The organism is Novosphingobium sp. BL-52-GroH (assembly GCF_044813085.1).
Lineage (GTDB): Bacteria > Pseudomonadota > Alphaproteobacteria > Sphingomonadales > Sphingomonadaceae > Novosphingobium.
On sequence record NZ_CP171149.1, the window covers coordinates 1,414,206 to 1,431,354 of the forward strand.

Sequence of the window (17,149 nt, forward strand, 5' to 3'; positions counted from 1 at the left end):
GATCGTTGTTCGGTCAATGCGGGATGATAGTGCGTGGCAAGCCGCCCCAAATCTACAGCCGATTGCGCCAGCCCAGGGCAGATCGTGACAGATAGGGTGCAAATGGCACATCCTGCCGCTCACTGGCACGAACCGCCCTTTGGTCTCGTAGCGGAATGGCGCAATCATCAAGCCATGCAAGGCGCGCCCTCGATGGGACAGCGCAAGAGACATGGAGACGGATGGGCATGACTGCGATGCTGAAGACGGACGCCCCGGGCGATGGCGGCAAGCTGGACTACGATCCGCTGGACCCGGTCGTGAAGCACGAGCCCTATCCCTATTACGTCGAGCTGCGCGACAGCGAGCCGGTGAAGTGGCTCCCGGGCCTCCAGGCCTGGGCGGTCGCGCGCTACGACGACATCGACATGCTGCTCAAGGATGGCCGGACCTACAGTTCGGGCCAGTTCTGGCCGGCGCTGCTGGGCGAATACGACCCGGTGCCCGAGGAGCCGCCGCTGATCTCGATGGACCCGCCCGGCCACATGCAGTTGCGCCGCATCGCCAACAAGGCTTTCGTGCCCTCCAAGGTCAACGGCCTGCGCGACCGCACGTACGAGATCGCCAACCTGCTGATAGACGATATCATCGCCAAGCACGGCAATGAGGGCGAGTTCGACTTCTGCTGGGAGTTCACCGCACTCTATCCGGTAACCGTGGTGGCCGAAGTGCTGGGCGTGCCGACCGAGCGCCGCGCCGAGTTCAAGTACTGGGTCGACGATGTCCTGTCGGCCGCGAACCGTGCCGCCTACGGCCCGGAACGGCTGGCCAAGATCGACGAGAGCGCCAAGAAGATGCGCGCCTTCTTCGAAGACCTCTACGACCAGCGCGCCGCGAACCTGGGCGAAGACCTGCTGTCCACCTTCATCACCACTGAAGTCGACGGCCAGACGCTGACGCGCAACCAGGTGCTCTCGATGGCCTGCCTGCTCCTGATCGGCGGGGTGGAGACCACCACCAACCTTTTGGGCACCACTCTCGTCGAACTGCACCGCCACCGGGACGTGTTCGACAGGGTGCTTGCCGATCACGCCCTAATCCCGCCGCTGCTCGAAGAAGTGCTGCGCTACAATCCGCCGGTCCAGATCATCTTCCGTCACACCACCGCGGAAGTCGAGATCGCCGGGGTCAAGATCGCGAAGGGCGATGCGATCATGCCGATCCTGGCTTCGGCCAATCGGGACGAGAGCAAGTTCGAGAACCCCGAGGTGTTCGACATCGACCGCAAGATCGAAGTGCCGCTTATGTCGTTCGGCCAGGGGCCGCATTTCTGCCTCGGCAACTACCTGAGCCGGATGGAGGCGAAATCCGCGTTGGAGGTGGTGTTTTCGCGCTTCTCGCTGATCGAGCCGATTTCGGAGGATGTGCATTGGCTCGATTCCTACTTCGCGCGCGGACCCCACGTCCTGCCCGTCCGGTACAAGGTTCGGTAATTGCGCGGTCCGGCTGAGGCTGGGCCGGTCATCGAGGACGCCGTCGGCCGGCGCCTCTAAGGGGAGGCCTGACGAGCATGGCTCGAGCTGGCGATTGCTTCAACGTAGCGGATTTCGAGCGGCAGGCGCGCAAGCGCCTGCCTGCCCCGCTGTATCATTACATCGCCGGCGGCGCCGACGACGAACGCACGGCTGCGGCCAATGTCCTGGGTTTCGAGCGCTATAATCTGGCTCCGAACTACCTGCAGGATATCCGTTCGATCGACATGCGCCGCACCGTGTTGGGCCGCGAACTGGCCTGGCCGCTGTTCCTGGCCCCCACCGGCATGACCCGGATGTTTCACCAGGCTGGCGAGATCGGCGTGGCGCAGGAAGCGGAAAGCAGCGGTGTCGGCTACTCGCTGTCGACGATGGGGACCGCGAGCATCGAGGATGTGGGGCGCATGACGGCCGGTCCCAAGATGTTCCAGCTCTACCTGCTAAACGACGAGGCCATGAATTTCGCGATGATCGATCGCTGCAAGGCGGCCGGGTTCGATGCCCTGTGCCTGACGGTCGACACGGTCGTGGCGGGCAACCGGGAACGGGACTTGCGCACGGGGCTCACCGTGCCGCCGCGCCTGACGCCGGGCAGCCTCCTGGCCTTCGCGGCTCGCCCGCGCTGGTGCGTGGACTATCTCGGCGGCGGGGCATTCAGTCTTCCCAACGTCGGCGAAGCCGGCGGGAGCGGCGATCTCACGACGCTTGCGGCCTACTTTGCGGCGAAGATGGAGCGGAACATCACCTGGGCGGCGGTCGAACGGATCGCCAGCCACTGGGGGCGGCCGTTTGCGATCAAGGGCATCCAGTCGGTACGCGATGCGCGGCTGGCCGCGTCCGCCGGCGCCAGCGCGGTGATCCTGTCCAACCACGGAGGTCGTCAGCTCGACGGCGTGCCCCCTACAATCGACCTCGTCGCGGACATCGTCGATGCCATCGGCGACCGGGTCGAAGTCATCCTCGATGGCGGTATCCGGCGGGGCTCCCACATCGTGAAGGCACTGGCGATGGGCGCGAGGGCGTGCATGACCGGGCGGCCGTATCTCTATGCCCTCAGCGCATTCGGTAAGCCGGGCGTGCGGCGCGTGCTGGCGCTGATGCGGGCCGAAACCGAACGAACGCTGGGGCTCCTGGGCTGCGCCAGCGTGGACGACCTGACCCGCGACCACATTCGCCTGGCGGGCGACATTCCCGATTTCCTGCAGGACGGCGAAGCACGGCCGAACGCCACGCACTTGCGCAATATCCTTTGAAAAATGGTGGACGAGAGATGGACCTGAAATTCGAGACCTACATCGGCGGGGAGTTCCTGCCGACCGCGGGCGGCATCGAAGTCCTCAATCCGGCGACGGGGCAGGTGATCGGCGAGGCGCCTGATGCCGATGCCGGTGTCGTCGACGCGGCGCTCCGCTCCGCCGACGCGGCGCAGCCGGCATGGGCGCGGCTTCCCGCGCACAGCCGTGGCCTCGCGCTGCGGGCCATCGCCACCAAGGTCCGCGAGAACCTGCCCGAACTGGCCCGCATCACCGCGCTGGAACAGGGCAAGGTCCTGCCCCTGGCGCAGATGGAGATCGCGCTGACCGCCGAGTACCTCGACTACATGGCCGAATGGGGCCGCCGGATCGAAGGCGAGGTCATCTCCAGCGATCGCCCGGGCGAGACGATGCTGCTGTTCCGCCGCCCGATGGGTGTCGTCGCCGGTATCCTGCCGTGGAATTTCCCCTTCTTCATGATCGCGCGCAAGCTTGCACCGGCTTTGATAACCGGCAACGCGATCGTCGTGAAACCATCGGAGGAGACGCCGTTCGGAGCTGCCGCCTTCGCCCGCCTGGTGGCCGAGACGGACCTGCCGCCGGGCATCTTCAACCTGATCTGCGGCCGCGGCCCGACCACCGGCGAGGCCCTGGTTTCGCATCCGCTGGTGCAGATGGTCAGCTTCACCGGCAGTTCCGCCGCCGGCTCGGCGATCATGGCGAGCGCGGCGCGCAACATCACCAAGGTCAACCTGGAACTGGGCGGCAAGGCGCCCGCGATCGTGCTCGACGACGCCAACGTCGACCTTGCGGTCGGCACGCTGGCCGCCTCCAAGACGATCAACACGGGGCAGGCGTGCAACTGTGCGGAGCGGGTCTATGTCCACAAGGCCGTGGCCCAGGAGTTTCGTGACAAGCTGGCCGGGGCGATCGGCGCGATCACGCAGGGCGATCCGTTCGGCACCCAGGACGTGGCGATGGGGCCGCTCATCAACCGCGCGGCAGTCCAGCGGATCGGCGCGCTGGTCGACAACGCGCGCTCGCTCGGCGCCGAAGTGCTGGCGGGTGGCGCTCCCGCCGATGGCGCCGGCTGCCACTACCGGCCGACCCTGGTCGCCGGGACCACGCCGGACATGGACATCATGCACCGCGAGATTTTCGGCCCGGTCATCGTCGTCAACGAGATCGACAGTCTGGACGAAGGCATCGCCCTGGCCAACGCCAGCGAATACGGGCTGACCTCCTCGATCTTCACCGACAGCCTGTCATCGACGATGAAGGCGATCGCCGAACTGCGCTTCGGCGAGACTTACGTGAACCGCGAGAATTTCGAGGCGATCCAGGGTTTCCACGCCGGCGTGCGCAAGTCCGGGATCGGCGGCACCGACGGCAAGCACGGGCTTTACGAATATACCCATACGCAAGTGGCCTATATCCAGAACTGACGGCGGCTTCGGGCGGGGGCTTCCCGCCCGAAGTTCGGTCAGGCCGCTTTCGCGGGCAAATCCTCGCGGAAGACGGTGCTGGGACGCCGTCCGGTCCATTGCTTGAATGCGCGCGAGAACGTGCCGTTGTCGCTGAAGCCAAGCAGATAGGCCACTTCGCTCAGGCACATTCCGCGTTGCAGGTACTGGAACGCCAGTTCCTCGCGCAATTGCTGCAGTACGTCGGCGAACGTCGTGCCTTCCACCTTGAGCCGCCGCAGCAAGGTGCGCTCGGTCATGCCGAGAAGGCGCGCGGTTTCCGCTTTCGAAGGCACTTCGTGCGGCAACTGCGCGATCATGAGGTCGCGCACCCGCGTCGCGAAACGCCCGGCCATGCGCTGCTCCAGATGGCGGTTCGCTGCGCCGTCCAGCAGCGATGCGAGTTCCTCGTCAGAGGACAGGATCCGCCGTTCGAGGTCTTCCTTGCGGAACACCATGCAGCATTGGGCCTCCAGGAAACGCACCGGACAGCCGTAGAACTTCCAGTGTGCTTCGTTGCTGCCGACCGGTTGATGCGAAAAACGGACTTCGACCGGCACGACGCGCTCGTTCGTGATCCACCGCATGTAGGAGAGCACGCTGGCGACCACGGTGTCGACTGTCTGGTAGATGGGCGGCTGTCCGCCGGTGTCGAAGTGGAATTCGAGGATCACCTCGTTCTGCGCTTCGGTCAGCGTCGCGGTGGCGGAATCGGAGATGAGGCGGCAGTAATGGGCAAACCGGTGCAGGGCCTTCGCGAGCGTCGCGCTGCAGCTCATCGAATAGCCGACGACGTGGAACGTGGCGGGCCTGACTTCGGCCGCAACCTTGAACCCGAAGTCCGGATCGCCGGTCAGGTCGATGGCCTGGCGCCACAACTGGCTGACGTCGGCCTGCGAATAGCGGCTGTACCCGCCCTCGAGAAGGGAAGGGTCCATGCCGATTTCCCGCAATATGCTGTCGGCGTCGACGCCCTGCTTGCGCATGGCGCGAATGATGGCGAGCACCCATCCGGTCAAAGCTGATCGAGGGGAGTCCAAACCCTTCATCTGTCTCTCTCCATAGCCAAGGCGGGGATCTGTGTCCTCTGCTTATGGACCAACGGTCGGCGCTCGACCCTTCCGCGTCAATGGCTTTCTTGCGTAACTTCGCCGCTTGTCACGTTTTGCTTCGTCATGGCCCCGGGCGCCCTGCCCAGCCCGTCCGTGCCCGGCTAATCCCGAGAAATAGCCAGAAAGGCAGAACGGGAGAGCGATCGGCATGCAAAAGGTGGGAACCATGGCGGACCTGGCGGCCGGCAAGCCGATCCGGGCGACCGTGGAGGGCGAGAAGATCCTGGTCTTCCTCGTCGCGGATCAGCCCGTGGCCACCGCCGCGCGTTGCCCCCACGCTCACGGCCCGCTGCACCAGGGCGAGATATGCGGATCGCAGTTGATCTGCCCCTGGCACGGCTGGACCTTCAACCTCCCTTCGGGTTCCTGCGAGGAAGACCCGGACCTGGTCCTGGCGACCTACACGGTCGTGCGCGACGGCGACGACCTGCTGGTATCGATCGATGCCGCAGGCTGACCCCCACCTTGTTCTGCACGGCTATCCGGTGAGCAACTACTTCAACGCGGCGCGTGCGGCGTTGATGGAGGCGGGGGTTGCGTTCGAGATCGAGGCGACGCGCGCGTCGCAGGAGGAAGCGTTCCTGGGGCGCAGTGCCATGGGGAAGATACCTTATCTGGAGACGCCGCAAGGCTCCATCGCCGAGACCGTGGCGATCCTCGAGTACATCGAGGATGCCGGCGGCGGGCGGCCGCTCTATCCGGCCGACCCGTTCGAACGGGCGCGGGCGCGGCAGGTCGTCAACATCGTGCAGGTCTATGTCGAGACGCCGCTGCGTTCGCTGTTTCCCGGCGTGTTCATGGGCGGTGCCAATGGCGCCGAGGCGCTCGGCGCGGCGCGGCCGGTGGTCGAGCGTGCGATGCGGGCGCTGGCGCGCCTCGTCGAACCGCGACCCTTCCTGCTGGGCGACCAACTGACCCATGCGGACGTCTTCGCCTTCTACACGTTCGACATCGGCGAACGGGTCATGCGCTTTGCCTACGATGCGTCGCTGCTCGACATGGTCGACGGCCTGCGCGGGTGGGACGCGATGATGCGCACGCGTGCGAGCACGCGCGCCGTGCTCGCCGACTTTTCTTCCGCATTCGGAGCCTACCTGCGCGACAAGGGCGCGGCGTGGCGCGAACCAGTCCTGAAAGATCCAGCCCATGCGTGACGTCAAGCTCGACGACAAGTACACCGTGCCCGAGGGCCGGGTCATCATGAGCGGCACCCATGCGTTGATCCGCGTGCCGTTGCTGCAGAAGGAGATCGACCGTCGCAACGGGCTCGATACCGGGGGGTTCATCTCGGGCTACCGCGGCTCGCCGCTGGGCAGCTACGACCTGGAACTGTGGCGCGCCAAGGCGCTGCTGGAAAGCCACGACATCCTGTTCCAGCCCGGCGTCAACGAGGACCTGGCCGCCACTGCGGTCTGGGGCACGCAGATGCTGGCCGGCACGCCCGGCGCCAACAAGGACGGGGTCTTTGCGATCTGGTACGGCAAGGGCCCGGGCGTCGACCGTTCGGGCGATCCCTTCAAGCACGGCAACTTCGCCGGGTCGCATCCCAACGGCGGTGTCCTGATCGTCGCGGGCGATGACCATAGCGGCAAGTCCTCCACCGTCTCGCACCAGAGCGAAGTCGCGCTGATGCATGCCGGGATGCCCATCCTGGCGCCGTCGGACGTGCAGGACGTGCTCGACTTCGGGCTGCTGGGCATCGCGATGTCGCGCTACACCGGGCTGTTCACCGGCTTCAAGCTGACGAACGAGACGCTCGAACAGACGATGACCGTCGACATCCGCTCGCGCGAGAATGGCCCGGTCACGCCCGATCGCGGGCCGGCGCCGGCGAACGGCTTCCACAACCATCCCACCCATCTCGACCGGATCGCCTCGGAAACGGTGGTCAAGCGCTACCGTTGGCCGCTGGTCGGGAAGTTCGTGCGCGCCAACGGCATCGACAAGGTGCTGGTCGACGCACGGCAACGCCGGCTGGGCATCGTCTCGACCGGCAAGGCGGTGCAGGACGTGCGTCAGGCGCTCAAGCTGCTGGACCTCGACAATGCCGCCGCGGCCGATCTGGGCATCAGCGTGTACAAGCTGGGCTGCATGTACCCCGTGGAGCGCGAGGGACTGGCCGAGTTCGCGGCCGGGCAGGGCGAACTGCTGTTCATCGAGGAAAAGGACCCGCTGACCGAGAACCAGGCCAAGGCGATCCTCTACGGCCGGCCGGATATGCCCCGGATCGTCGGCAAGGTGGACGAGGAGGGCACCTTCATGATCCCCTCGGACGAGCAACTGGAGCCGGTGCAACTGGCGCTGGTGATCGCCGAGCGGTTGCGGCGCTTGGGTGTCGTCGATGCGGGGCTGGCGCAGCGGGCCGAGAGGCTGGCGCGCCAGATGGAGACAGTCCAGGCGCTCAAGCCGGCGGACGCGGCGCGCTCGCCCTACTTCTGCTCGGGCTGCCCGCACAACACCGGCACGCGCTTCCCCGAAGGCTCGATCGCGGCGGGCGGCATCGGTTGCCATGCGATGGCGATGTATTCCGGGCCGGAGATGCTGCCCAACACCCAGATGGGCGGGGAAGGCGCGCACTGGTACAGCCTCGCCTACTTCAGCGACATGGAGCACATCTTCCAGAACATGGGCGATGGCACGTACTACCACTCGGGCCTGCTCGCAGTGCGCGGGGCGGTGGCGGCCAAGGTCAACATCACCTTCAAGATCCTGTTCAACGATGCGGTGGCGATGACCGGCGGCCAGCCGGTCGATGGCCCGCTCACCCCCGGCGACATCACCCGCCAGGTGCTGGCCGAAGGTGCGGTGCGCTGCGTCGTGGTGACCGACCGCCCCGATCTCTACGGCGCGCACAGCGGGCTGGGCGAGGGAGTGACGGTCCACCACCGCGACACCTACGATGCCGTCCAGAAGGACTTGCGCGACGTCAAGGGCGTGACGGTGATCGTCTACGAACAGACTTGTGCCGCCGAGAAGCGCCGCCGCCGCAAGCGCGGCAAGTTCCCCGACCCGGCCAAGCGGATGTTCATCAACCCGGCCGTCTGCGAGGGCTGCGGCGACTGCTCGGTCCAGTCCAACTGCGTCAGCGTCTGGCCCAAGGAGACCGAACTGGGTCGCAAGCGCCAGATCGACCAGTCGAACTGCAACAAGGACTACAGCTGCGTGAAGGGCTTCTGCCCTAGCTTCGTTACCGTGCTCGATGCCGAGCCGCGCAAGCCGAAGAAGGCGCAGCTCGACGGTGAAGCCGACATCGCGTTGCCCGCCCCCGCGATCGTCGCGCTGGAGAATGGCGCCTACAACGTCATGATCTCGGGCATCGGCGGCACCGGCGTCGTCACCATCGGGGCGCTGCTCGCGATGGCGGCCCATCTGGAGGGCAAGTCGACCTCGGTGTTCGACATGACCGGCCTCAGCCAGAAGAACGGCGCGGTCTTCAGCCACTTGCGCATCGCCCGGAGCAACGAAGGGCTGGGGGCGCAGAAGCTGGGGATCGGCGAGGCGGACCTCGCGCTGGCTTTCGATGCCGTGGCGGGTCTCGCCAAGGAGCCGGCGATGACGCTCTCGGTCGAGCGGACCCGGGTGGTCGTCAATGCGCGGATCACGCCCACTCCGGCGTTCCAGCGCAATCCCGACCTCACCCTCGACCAGGGGCTGCTGATCCACCGCCTCCGCAAGATGTCCACCCAGCTTCACGGCGTCGATGCGACCGGACTGGGCCTGGCGTTGCTGGGCGACACCATCGCCGCGAACCTGTTCATGCTGGGCTATGCCTGCCAGCTCGGGCTGCTCCCGGTCTCGCCCGAGGCGATCGAGCGTGCGGTGGAGATCAACGGCGTCGCGGTGCCCTTCAACAAGGCGGCTTTCAAGCTCGGCCGGCTCCAGGCGGTCGATCCGGCGCGGATCGAGCAGGCGGTGGTCGACCATGTGCAGGAGCTGGAATTCCAGCCGCTGACCAGGCTCGAGGACATCCTCGCCCACCGCACGACGCTGCTGACCGACTACCAGAACGCGGCCTGGGCGGCCCGCTACCGCGACCTGGTCGACACCGTGACGAAGGCCGAGGCGCGCGCGATGCCGGGCAAGGAGGCGCTGGCGGTGATGGTGGCGCGCAACTTCGCCAAGCTGATGTCCTACAAGGACGAATACGAGGTTGCCCGCCTCCACAGCGATCCCGTGTTCCGGCAGCAGCTCAAGGACAGCTTCGAGGACGGCGCGAAACTGCGCTACAATCTGGCGCCGCCCCTGTTTTCGAAGCGCGACGCCGAAGGGCACCTGGTCAAGCGCGAGTTCGGGTCCTGGATGGGCAAGGCGTTCACCGTGCTTGCCCGGTTCAAGGGCCTGCGCGGCACGCCGTTCGACCTGTTCGGCTACACCGAAGAGCGCCGCATGGAGCGCGGCCTGATCGACCACTACGAAGCCCAGATGCGCATGGTCGCAGGCAAGCTGACGCCGGCCAACCACGCCGCCGCCATCGAACTGGCATCGCTACCGGCCCAGATCCGCGGCTACGGCCACGTCAAGCACGCCAACGTCGAGAAAGTCACGGCGCTCGAGGTCCAGGTGCTGAAGAAATTCCACAAGGCGGGGGAGGCGGTCAGCCCGCAGCCGGAAGCCGCTTACTCCTGAGGTAACCCTCGAGCAGTTCGTGGACTGCCCTCCGTATCTGGCCGGGGGATGATCCGGTAAAATACATCTGCGCCGTCATGTGCGCCAGTCCGACGACGACCTGCGCCGCCTCGTCCACGACGAGAGCGGCGTGGATCACTCCCTCGGCCTGCCCCCGGCGCAACAACCGGGCGACGATCGCGCAGGCGTTCGTGCGAAAGGCGAGGTACTTCGGCCAGGTGGAATGGCGCGTGGCGGTGCTCCAGTCGAGCCAGACGCGCACCATGTCCTGGTTAGTCTCTATCGAGAGCGCGAAGGCGACGAGCATTTCCTCCGTCGCCAGCGCCGGGTCGCCGACCGTCGCCGCGACCCGACCGGCAATGCCGTTCAGCAGGAAGTCCGCCACGCCGTCCAGCACCGTATCGACCAGGTCGGCATGCTGCGGGTAATAGTGCAGCATCGTCGGCAGCGAAACCCCGGCACGGGCCGCGACCATGCTGTGGTTGGTATGACCCAGCCCTTCTTCCGCCAGTACGAGAAGCGCGGCTTCGGCCAGTTGCCGCTTGCGTTCGTCCGGCGACAGGCGCGCCGCCCGGCGGCGCGTGGCTGGAGGGGTCTTCGCATTGGCGGGATCGGTCTGTTTCATGTTCCATCCCTATCCGATGCCCCGTGGGAGCCAAGCCTTTGTCTCGCACGGCCCTGCCTTGTCCCGATATGCCCGGTAGGCTTTATTGAAGTAAAGTTCAATAAAGCCTACCGCACGTCAACAAGGGAAGAGAGCAAGGGAGAAAAGCCATGGATTGCGCAAGCGGACAGACCCAACTCGCCGAAAAACCTTCGCATGTGCCCGAGGGACTCGTCGTCGATTTCGACATGTACGATTTCGCCGGCGGCGCGGACGGGCCGCAGGCCGCCCTGCATGCGATCCAGACCGCATCGCCGGACATCTTCTGGACGCCGCGCAACGGCGGTCACTGGGTAGCGACCCGCGCCGACGACATCGAGGCGATGCTGCGCGATCCCGCCCGCTTTTCGAGCAACAGGGTCTTCCTTCCGCGAGACGATACCGCGCCCCGGTCGCTGCCGCTGGAGGTTGATCCGCCGCTGCATACCGAGTTGCGCAAGCCGCTCAGCCGCGCGCTGTTCCCCAGGATCGTCGATGCCATGGAGCCGCGCGTGCAGGAACTCGCCCAATCGCTGGTGGCAGGCCTGTTGCCCAGGGGCGGATGCGAATTCGTGGCCGACTTCGCCAACGTCATGCCGATCAACATCTTCCTCGACCTCGTCGACCTGCCGCGCGAGGAGCGGCATGTCCTGCTGCCCCTGGTGGAGGCCTTCATCAAGGGCGGGACCATCGCCGCGCGCCAGGAGGCGCAGATGGCCGTGTTCGCCTATATCACCGACGTCGTCCGTGCCCGCCGCCTCGAACCCGGAACCGACCTTGCATCCATCGTCGTCAATGCGCAGATCGGCGAGGATCGCATATCCGAACCCGATGCCATCGCCTACATGACCCTGATCCTGTTCGGCGGGCTGGACACGATCGCATCGATGCTTTCGTTCATCACCTACTTCCTGGCGGAGAACCCGGCCCACCGTGCGCAGCTCGTTGCGCACCTCGATGACGACACCTATGTCCGCAACGCGATGGAGGAACTGTTTCGCCGCTTCGGCATCGTCCAGGCGGCGCGGGTCGTTCAGGAAGACTTCGACTATCGCGATGTCCCTTTCCGCAAGGACGATGCGATCCTGCCGATGAACCTGCTGTGCGGCCTCGACGACCGCCGGATCGACGATCCGCTGGCGGTCGATTTCGAACGACCCAAGCCTGCCAGGCATCTGGTCTTCGGTGCGGGCCCGCATAGCTGCCCGGGCGCGACTCTCGCGCGGCGCGAAATCACGATCTTCCTGCGCGAATGGCTGCGGCACATTCCCGAATTCCGGGTCGCGCCGGGCTGCCGTCCGGTTCATCTCATGGGCGTCACCTGCAGCATCCATGCGCTGAATCTCGAGTGGAGCTCGCCTGCCCGGTAGAGCGCCCGCTTGTGCTGCAAGCCCCGCAAGGTAACGCGCCCGCCTCCGTGATCGACATGCATGGCGCGTTTCGCTCCGAACTGTCACGGCGCGCCCTGTATTGCTTCGGGCCCTCATCTAGAACAGTCATCAGATTAACAACTGGCGGCTGAATTAGACAAGGCCGCGAATGAGGGGATTGAAATGGCGAGATTTTCGTCACGCGTTCTTGCGTCCACCGTATCGCTCTGTGCCATGGCGATGGCTAATCCTTCACAGGCGCAGGACGCGGCCGGGCAGGCGGATCAGGCATCGAGCGATGCCCACTCGTCGGCCGCTTCCAACGAGATCATCGTCACCGCACAGAAGCGCGCCCAGAACCTCAACGACGTCGGTCTGTCGATCACCGCAGCATCCGGCGCCCAGTTGCAGTCGCTCGGCGTGCAGAGCGCCGGCGACCTGGCGAAGATCACCCCCGGCTTCACGTTCACCAAGAGCCAGGACGGCACCCCGCTCTATACGCTGCGCGGTGTCGGGTTCAACGACTACACCCTCGGTGCGAGCCCTGCGGTGAGCGTCTATGTCGATCAGGTGCCGCTGGCTTACGGCGCGTTCACGCAGGGCGCCTCGCTCGATCTGGAGCGGGTGGAAGTGCTCAAGGGGCCGCAGGGCATCCTGTTCGGCCAGAACTCCACCGGCGGCGCGATCAACTATATCGCCGCCAAGCCGACGCAGACCCTCGAAGCGGGCATGACGGCGTCCTACGGGCGCTTCAACACCTTCGACGGCGAGGCTTACGTGAGCGGTCCGGTCAGCGACACGCTGGCGGTGAGGCTCGCCGGCAGCACGACCGTTTCCGGGCCCTGGCAGACCAACTACAACCGTGACGCCAAGCTCGGTCGGCAGGACACGCTGCGCGGCCGCTTCCAGGCCGAATGGAAGCCCACCGATCGCCTGAGCCTGCTGTTCAGCGCCAATGGCTGGCGCGACAAGTCGGACACGCAGGCCGGCCAGCTTCAGGGCCTGTTCCTCCAGCTTAACGAGACCACCGCGCCCGGAGCGGCCGCCGCCGGCGCTGCGGACCTCACCGAGACCTTGCGCCGCATCGCGGTGTTCCGCGGCCTGACGCCGGCGCCGGACAATGCCCGCGCGGCCGATTGGGACAGCGATCGCAAGCTGCGCAGGGACGACGGGTTCTTCCAGCTTTCCGTGCGTGCGGATTATGAACTGACCGACGACATCAGCCTGACCTCGATCACCGCCCTGTCGCGCTACAACGAAAACTACGTGGTCGACCGGGACGGTACGTCTCTCAAGAACGCCGGCGTCAACGCCGACGGCAACGTCAAGGGCTTCAACCAGGAACTGCGCCTGTCCGGCGACATGGGCGGGATCAACTGGCTGCTCGGCGGAAACTACGCCAAGAACAAGGTGCGCAGCGCCAACGACATCCTCACCGGCGATTCCACCAATACCGCGATCCTGCCTGGCGGACCCTGGATCGCAGCATCGACCACCACGATCACCCAGGACATCACCGACTGGGCGATCTTCGGCAACGTCGAGGCGGAGATCACCGACACGCTCACGCTGCTCGGCGGTGCCCGCTATGCCAAGAGCAAGAACGACTACACGTCGTGCATGCGCGGCGACATCGGCATGCAGACGACGTTCGGCGTGCTGTCCGACGCCATCTCCGGCACGCCCGGGGCCCCGCTCGACGCGACGTCGTGCCTCAGCATGGACGCGGTGACCTTCGAGAACACCCGCGTGCCCTATGAAGACAGCCTCAAGGAGGACAACTTCTCCTGGCGCCTCGGCGTGAACTACAAGCCCAATAGCGACATGCTGTTCTATGCATTGGCTTCGCGCGGGTACAAGTCGGGCAGCTTCCCGACGCTGCCAGCCTCCACCACGGCCCAGTTCGTTCCGGTCACGCAGGAATCAGTGACCGCATTCGAAGTGGGAGCCAAGATATCGGCACTGGATCGCGCGCTGCAGGTGAATGTCGCGGCGTTCCATTACATCTACCGCGACAAGCAGATCCGCGGGCTGATCGTCGATCCGGTGTTCAACCAGCTCGAACAACTCGTCAACGTACCCAAGTCGCGCATCAACGGCGCCGAAGTGGAAGTGACCGCGCGGCCTTCCGACGGCCTGACGCTGCGCGGGGCGGTGACGTACGTGGACTCCAAGATCCTGAACTTCACCGGCATCAACAACGAGCGCGTCCTGGGCGACTATCGCGGCTCTGCCCTGCCGTTCTCGCCGAAGTGGCACGTCGTCGCGGATGTCGACTATGGCTGGGACATCAGCGATACCATGGGTGCTTTCGTCGGCGCCAACCTGCTGTACAACAGCGGCACCAATTCGACACTGGGCACCGCGCCGTCTTCGGTGATCGACGCATTCACGACCGTCGACGTGCGCGCCGGCATCAAATCGCTGGATGATCGCTGGAGTTTCTCGGTCTGGGGCCGGAATGTGTTCAACGAATATTACTGGACCAACCAGTTCGTCACACAGGACGTGGTGGTCCGCTATGCAGCCCGGCCGGTCAGCTACGGTGCCACGTTGAAATTCAACTTCAAGTAATCCAGGGCTCTCCCACGAAACTGGCGTCGCAAGGTAAATCTTGCGGCGCCTTTTGTGTTCCGGGTGTTGCGGGGATTACTCAAGTCCCGACAACGCCTGCGGGGCATCGCCGCTTTCAGCAAGTTCGGTTGCGTTCCGGCGGTATGGATCGTGCCGATCCGCCATCCCGATTCCGCCGCAGCACAGCTAGAACCGATAGCCCATCCGAAGGCCGAACTGGCGGGGACGGCGCAACACCATCGTTATGCTCTGGTTGGTCGTGTTGTCGTAGCCGGCATAGACGTCCGATGCGCGCTGGACGCGGACCGGGGCGTCCTCGTTGGTGATGTTCTTGCCGTAGACTTCGAGCGTCCAGGGTCCGCTTTCCAGGCCCGCGCGCACGTTGACCACTTGCGCCGCCTCTGTTTTCGCCAGGTTGAATTCGGAATCCCACATCGGTCCGAAATAGTCGTAGTCGCCGCGCAAAAAGCCCTTCAGCCTTTCGGTGATGGCGCGGCTGTAGTCGAAGCTGACCGTTCCCTGCCAGGGCGAGATCGATTCCAGCTTGCTGCCGCTGACGTCGCGGCAGGCGTACTGGGTCTTCTGCGCGGCGGTGAGCGAGCGCACGTCGTACGTCAGCGCGGCGTAGTTGGCCGAGCAAAAGTCCTTGTATTCGGCATCGTTGTAGCTGGCGGCGAGCCGCAGGTTCAGCCCTTCCACCGGGGTCGTCCAGTTGACCAGCGCTTCGAGCCCGTTGATCTTCGAATTGCCCTGGTTGGTGGTCAGCGCGACGTTGACGCCCGAGACATAGAACGTGCCCGTGGTCTGCTGGTTCAGCCAGTCCATGTGATAGGCGGCGGCCTCGATCGTCAGGGTTGGCGTGATCCGGCCCTTGAACCCGATCTCGTAGTTGCGCAGGTTCTCTTCCTTGATCGTGCGATACTCGGGCAGCGTGTAGATCGAGGTGTTGAAGCCGCCCGGCGTGGTGCCTTCCGAATACGTGGCGTAGACGTTGATCCGGTCGCTGATCCTGTACTGCAGGCTGGCGCGCGGCAGGAACGCGTCGAAGGTGGCGTTGAAGGTCTGGTTGGTCAGCGTATACGGCGCGGCAGGATCATAGCGGGACGCCAGCACGGTCACCGAATCCGCCGATACTGTCCTGATCTTCTCCGACTGATAGCGTCCTTCGAGGCTCAGGGTCAGCGAGGGCACGATGTCGACATAGGCTGCGCCGAACACCGAGCGATCCTGCGTCCGCGTGTCTGCGTAATAGTGCGGGATGATGAGGTCGTACGTGCCGACCACCGGAGCCAGCAGATAGGACGCGCTCTCTTCCGGGTCGTAAGTCTTGCGCAGATCGAGGTAATAGCCGCCCGCAGCGAGGCGGATGGGCTTGTCGTCGGGGGTGCTCACCCGCAGTTCGACGGACTTGTCGGTTTCCTTCAGCACGGTCTTCATCGAATAGAGATAGCCGTATCCGGCGGTCGGCGCGCGGTCGCGCAAGTTGACGTTGAGTTCGCTGGTGGCGTGTTGCTCGCCATAGCCGCCGGTCAACGTCACCGCGTAGCCGGAATCCGAGTGCCATTCCGCCTTGAGGTAGGTGGTCAGCGTCTTCGCGCGGTATCCGGGATTGTCGAGATATTCGTTGGTCACGTCGAAATCGGCGTTCTTCGACGAAATGCTGCGGATGCGGGTGGGGTAATAGACGACCTGGCCGGTGGCGACGCCGGTCGCCGGGTTGATCTTGGCGATCGCGCCATCGCGCGAGGCGGGGTCGATGAACAGCGCGGCGGTCGGCTCGTCGTCGATGCGCGCGTAGCTGGCGAGCGCTGTGACGGTCAGCGTATCGGTGGGCGTGTAGACCAGCTTGGCCATGCCGCCATACCCGCTCTGCGCGCCGTTGCGGCTGCCGGTGCCGGGGGTCTTCCACCCGTCGGGGCCGTTGTAGTCCATGTAGCTGCCCGATACGAAGGCGTAGAGCCTGCCCGGTACGATCGGCCCCGACACGAAGCCGTCGACTTTCTTTTCCCCCAGCGTGGCGAGTTCGACGTCGATGCTGCCTTCGAACGTATCGGTCGGCTTGCGGGTGACGTAGTTCATCGCGCCCGCGAACGTGCTACGGCCGAACAGCGCGCTCTGCGGCCCTTTCAGGACCTCGATCGTCGACAGGCCGGCGACCGGGATGCCGGTGTAGTTGCCGCCGATGTAGACGCCGTCGAGGAACACCGAAGCCTTGGCGGTGCCCGTGGTCGAAACTCCGAGCCCGCGCATCGTCAGCTTCACGCTGTCGCCGCGATCGTTGGCCTGGGTGTTGAGGCTGGGCACGACGTTCATCAGGTCGCGGTACGAAGCGACGCCGAGGTCCTTCATCGCCTCGCCGGTCAGTGCCGTGACGTTGAGCGGCACGTCGAGCAGGCGCTCCGACTTGCGCCGTGCCGTCACGGTGATGTCGCCCGGTGCGGCTTCGGCGCTGGCGGCGGGCGCGGCTTCCTGCGCCTGGGCAACGGTGGCCATGCAGATCGTCGCGGCCAAGGCGGGAGCAATGGCGGCGAATGCGGACGTGGCGAAAATGCTGCTGCGGAACGTGGTGTTCTTCGTGGCCATGGAAACCCCCCTTT

Annotated in this window: 11 protein-coding genes; 8 read left to right on the forward strand and 3 right to left on the reverse strand. The window is 65.4% G+C overall.

The window, feature by feature from the left end:
- Positions 1–227: 227 nt before the first annotated feature.
- The 3 genes from ACFFDA_RS06185 to aldA all read left to right on the forward strand — a co-directional run bounded on the left by ACFFDA_RS06185 (position 228) and on the right by aldA (position 4,209).
- Entirely contained in the window at positions 228–1,472 is a 1,245-nt protein-coding gene (locus ACFFDA_RS06185; protein ID WP_404477036.1) for a cytochrome P450, read from the forward strand.
- 77 nt (positions 1,473–1,549) lie between these two features.
- Entirely contained in the window at positions 1,550–2,764 is a 1,215-nt protein-coding gene (locus tag ACFFDA_RS06190) for an alpha-hydroxy acid oxidase (protein ID WP_404477037.1), read from the forward strand.
- A gap of 17 nt (positions 2,765–2,781) precedes the next feature.
- Positions 2,782–4,209: an aldehyde dehydrogenase gene (gene aldA / locus ACFFDA_RS06195; protein ID WP_404477038.1), complete on the forward strand. Its 1,428-nt coding sequence runs from the start codon at positions 2,782–2,784 to the stop codon at positions 4,207–4,209.
- A 38-nt stretch (positions 4,210–4,247) separates the two neighbouring features.
- Here aldA and ACFFDA_RS06200 read toward each other — a convergent pair whose 3' ends face one another.
- Positions 4,248–5,276, reverse strand: coding sequence for an AraC family transcriptional regulator ligand-binding domain-containing protein (locus ACFFDA_RS06200; protein ID WP_404477040.1), 1,029 nt, complete (start codon positions 5,274–5,276; stop codon positions 4,248–4,250).
- Positions 5,277–5,487: 211 nt separating this feature from the next.
- On the opposite strand from ACFFDA_RS06200, the gene ACFFDA_RS06205 reads away from it, so the two are divergent.
- From ACFFDA_RS06205 to ACFFDA_RS06215, 3 genes are read left to right on the forward strand one after another with little or no spacing between them, the layout of a single operon-like run.
- Positions 5,488–5,796, forward strand: a complete 309-nt coding sequence (locus ACFFDA_RS06205) for a Rieske (2Fe-2S) protein (RefSeq protein WP_404477042.1) — start codon at positions 5,488–5,490, stop codon at positions 5,794–5,796.
- Positions 5,783–6,493, forward strand: coding sequence for a glutathione S-transferase family protein (locus tag ACFFDA_RS06210; RefSeq protein WP_404477044.1), 711 nt, complete (start codon positions 5,783–5,785; stop codon positions 6,491–6,493). Before ACFFDA_RS06205 ends, ACFFDA_RS06210 begins: the two co-directional genes overlap by 14 nt.
- Positions 6,486–9,965: an indolepyruvate ferredoxin oxidoreductase family protein gene (locus tag ACFFDA_RS06215; protein ID WP_404477045.1), complete on the forward strand. Its 3,480-nt coding sequence runs from the start codon at positions 6,486–6,488 to the stop codon at positions 9,963–9,965. The genes ACFFDA_RS06210 and ACFFDA_RS06215 overlap by 8 nt, the downstream gene beginning before the upstream one ends.
- Here the strand turns inward: ACFFDA_RS06215 and ACFFDA_RS06220 are convergent.
- Complete coding sequence (locus ACFFDA_RS06220; RefSeq protein ID WP_404477047.1) at positions 9,934–10,590, reverse strand: TetR/AcrR family transcriptional regulator; 657 nt, start codon at positions 10,588–10,590, stop codon at positions 9,934–9,936. The genes ACFFDA_RS06215 and ACFFDA_RS06220 overlap by 32 nt on opposite strands.
- Positions 10,591–10,739: 149 nt before the next feature.
- Between ACFFDA_RS06220 and ACFFDA_RS06225 the strand changes: the two genes are divergently transcribed.
- Together ACFFDA_RS06225 and ACFFDA_RS06230 are read left to right on the forward strand one after the other, a co-directional pair.
- Positions 10,740–11,978, forward strand: coding sequence for a cytochrome P450 (locus ACFFDA_RS06225; protein WP_404477049.1), 1,239 nt, complete (start codon positions 10,740–10,742; stop codon positions 11,976–11,978).
- A 183-nt stretch (positions 11,979–12,161) separates the two neighbouring features.
- Positions 12,162–14,552 carry a TonB-dependent receptor gene (locus ACFFDA_RS06230; protein ID WP_404477051.1) on the forward strand — a complete coding sequence of 797 codons (2,391 nt, stop codon included), beginning with the start codon at positions 12,162–12,164 and terminating at the stop codon, positions 14,550–14,552.
- Positions 14,553–14,738: 186 nt separating this feature from the next.
- Here ACFFDA_RS06230 and ACFFDA_RS06235 read toward each other — a convergent pair whose 3' ends face one another.
- Complete coding sequence (locus tag ACFFDA_RS06235) at positions 14,739–17,135, reverse strand: TonB-dependent receptor (RefSeq protein ID WP_404477052.1); 2,397 nt, start codon at positions 17,133–17,135, stop codon at positions 14,739–14,741.
- Between the last annotated feature and the right edge of the window lie 14 nt (positions 17,136–17,149).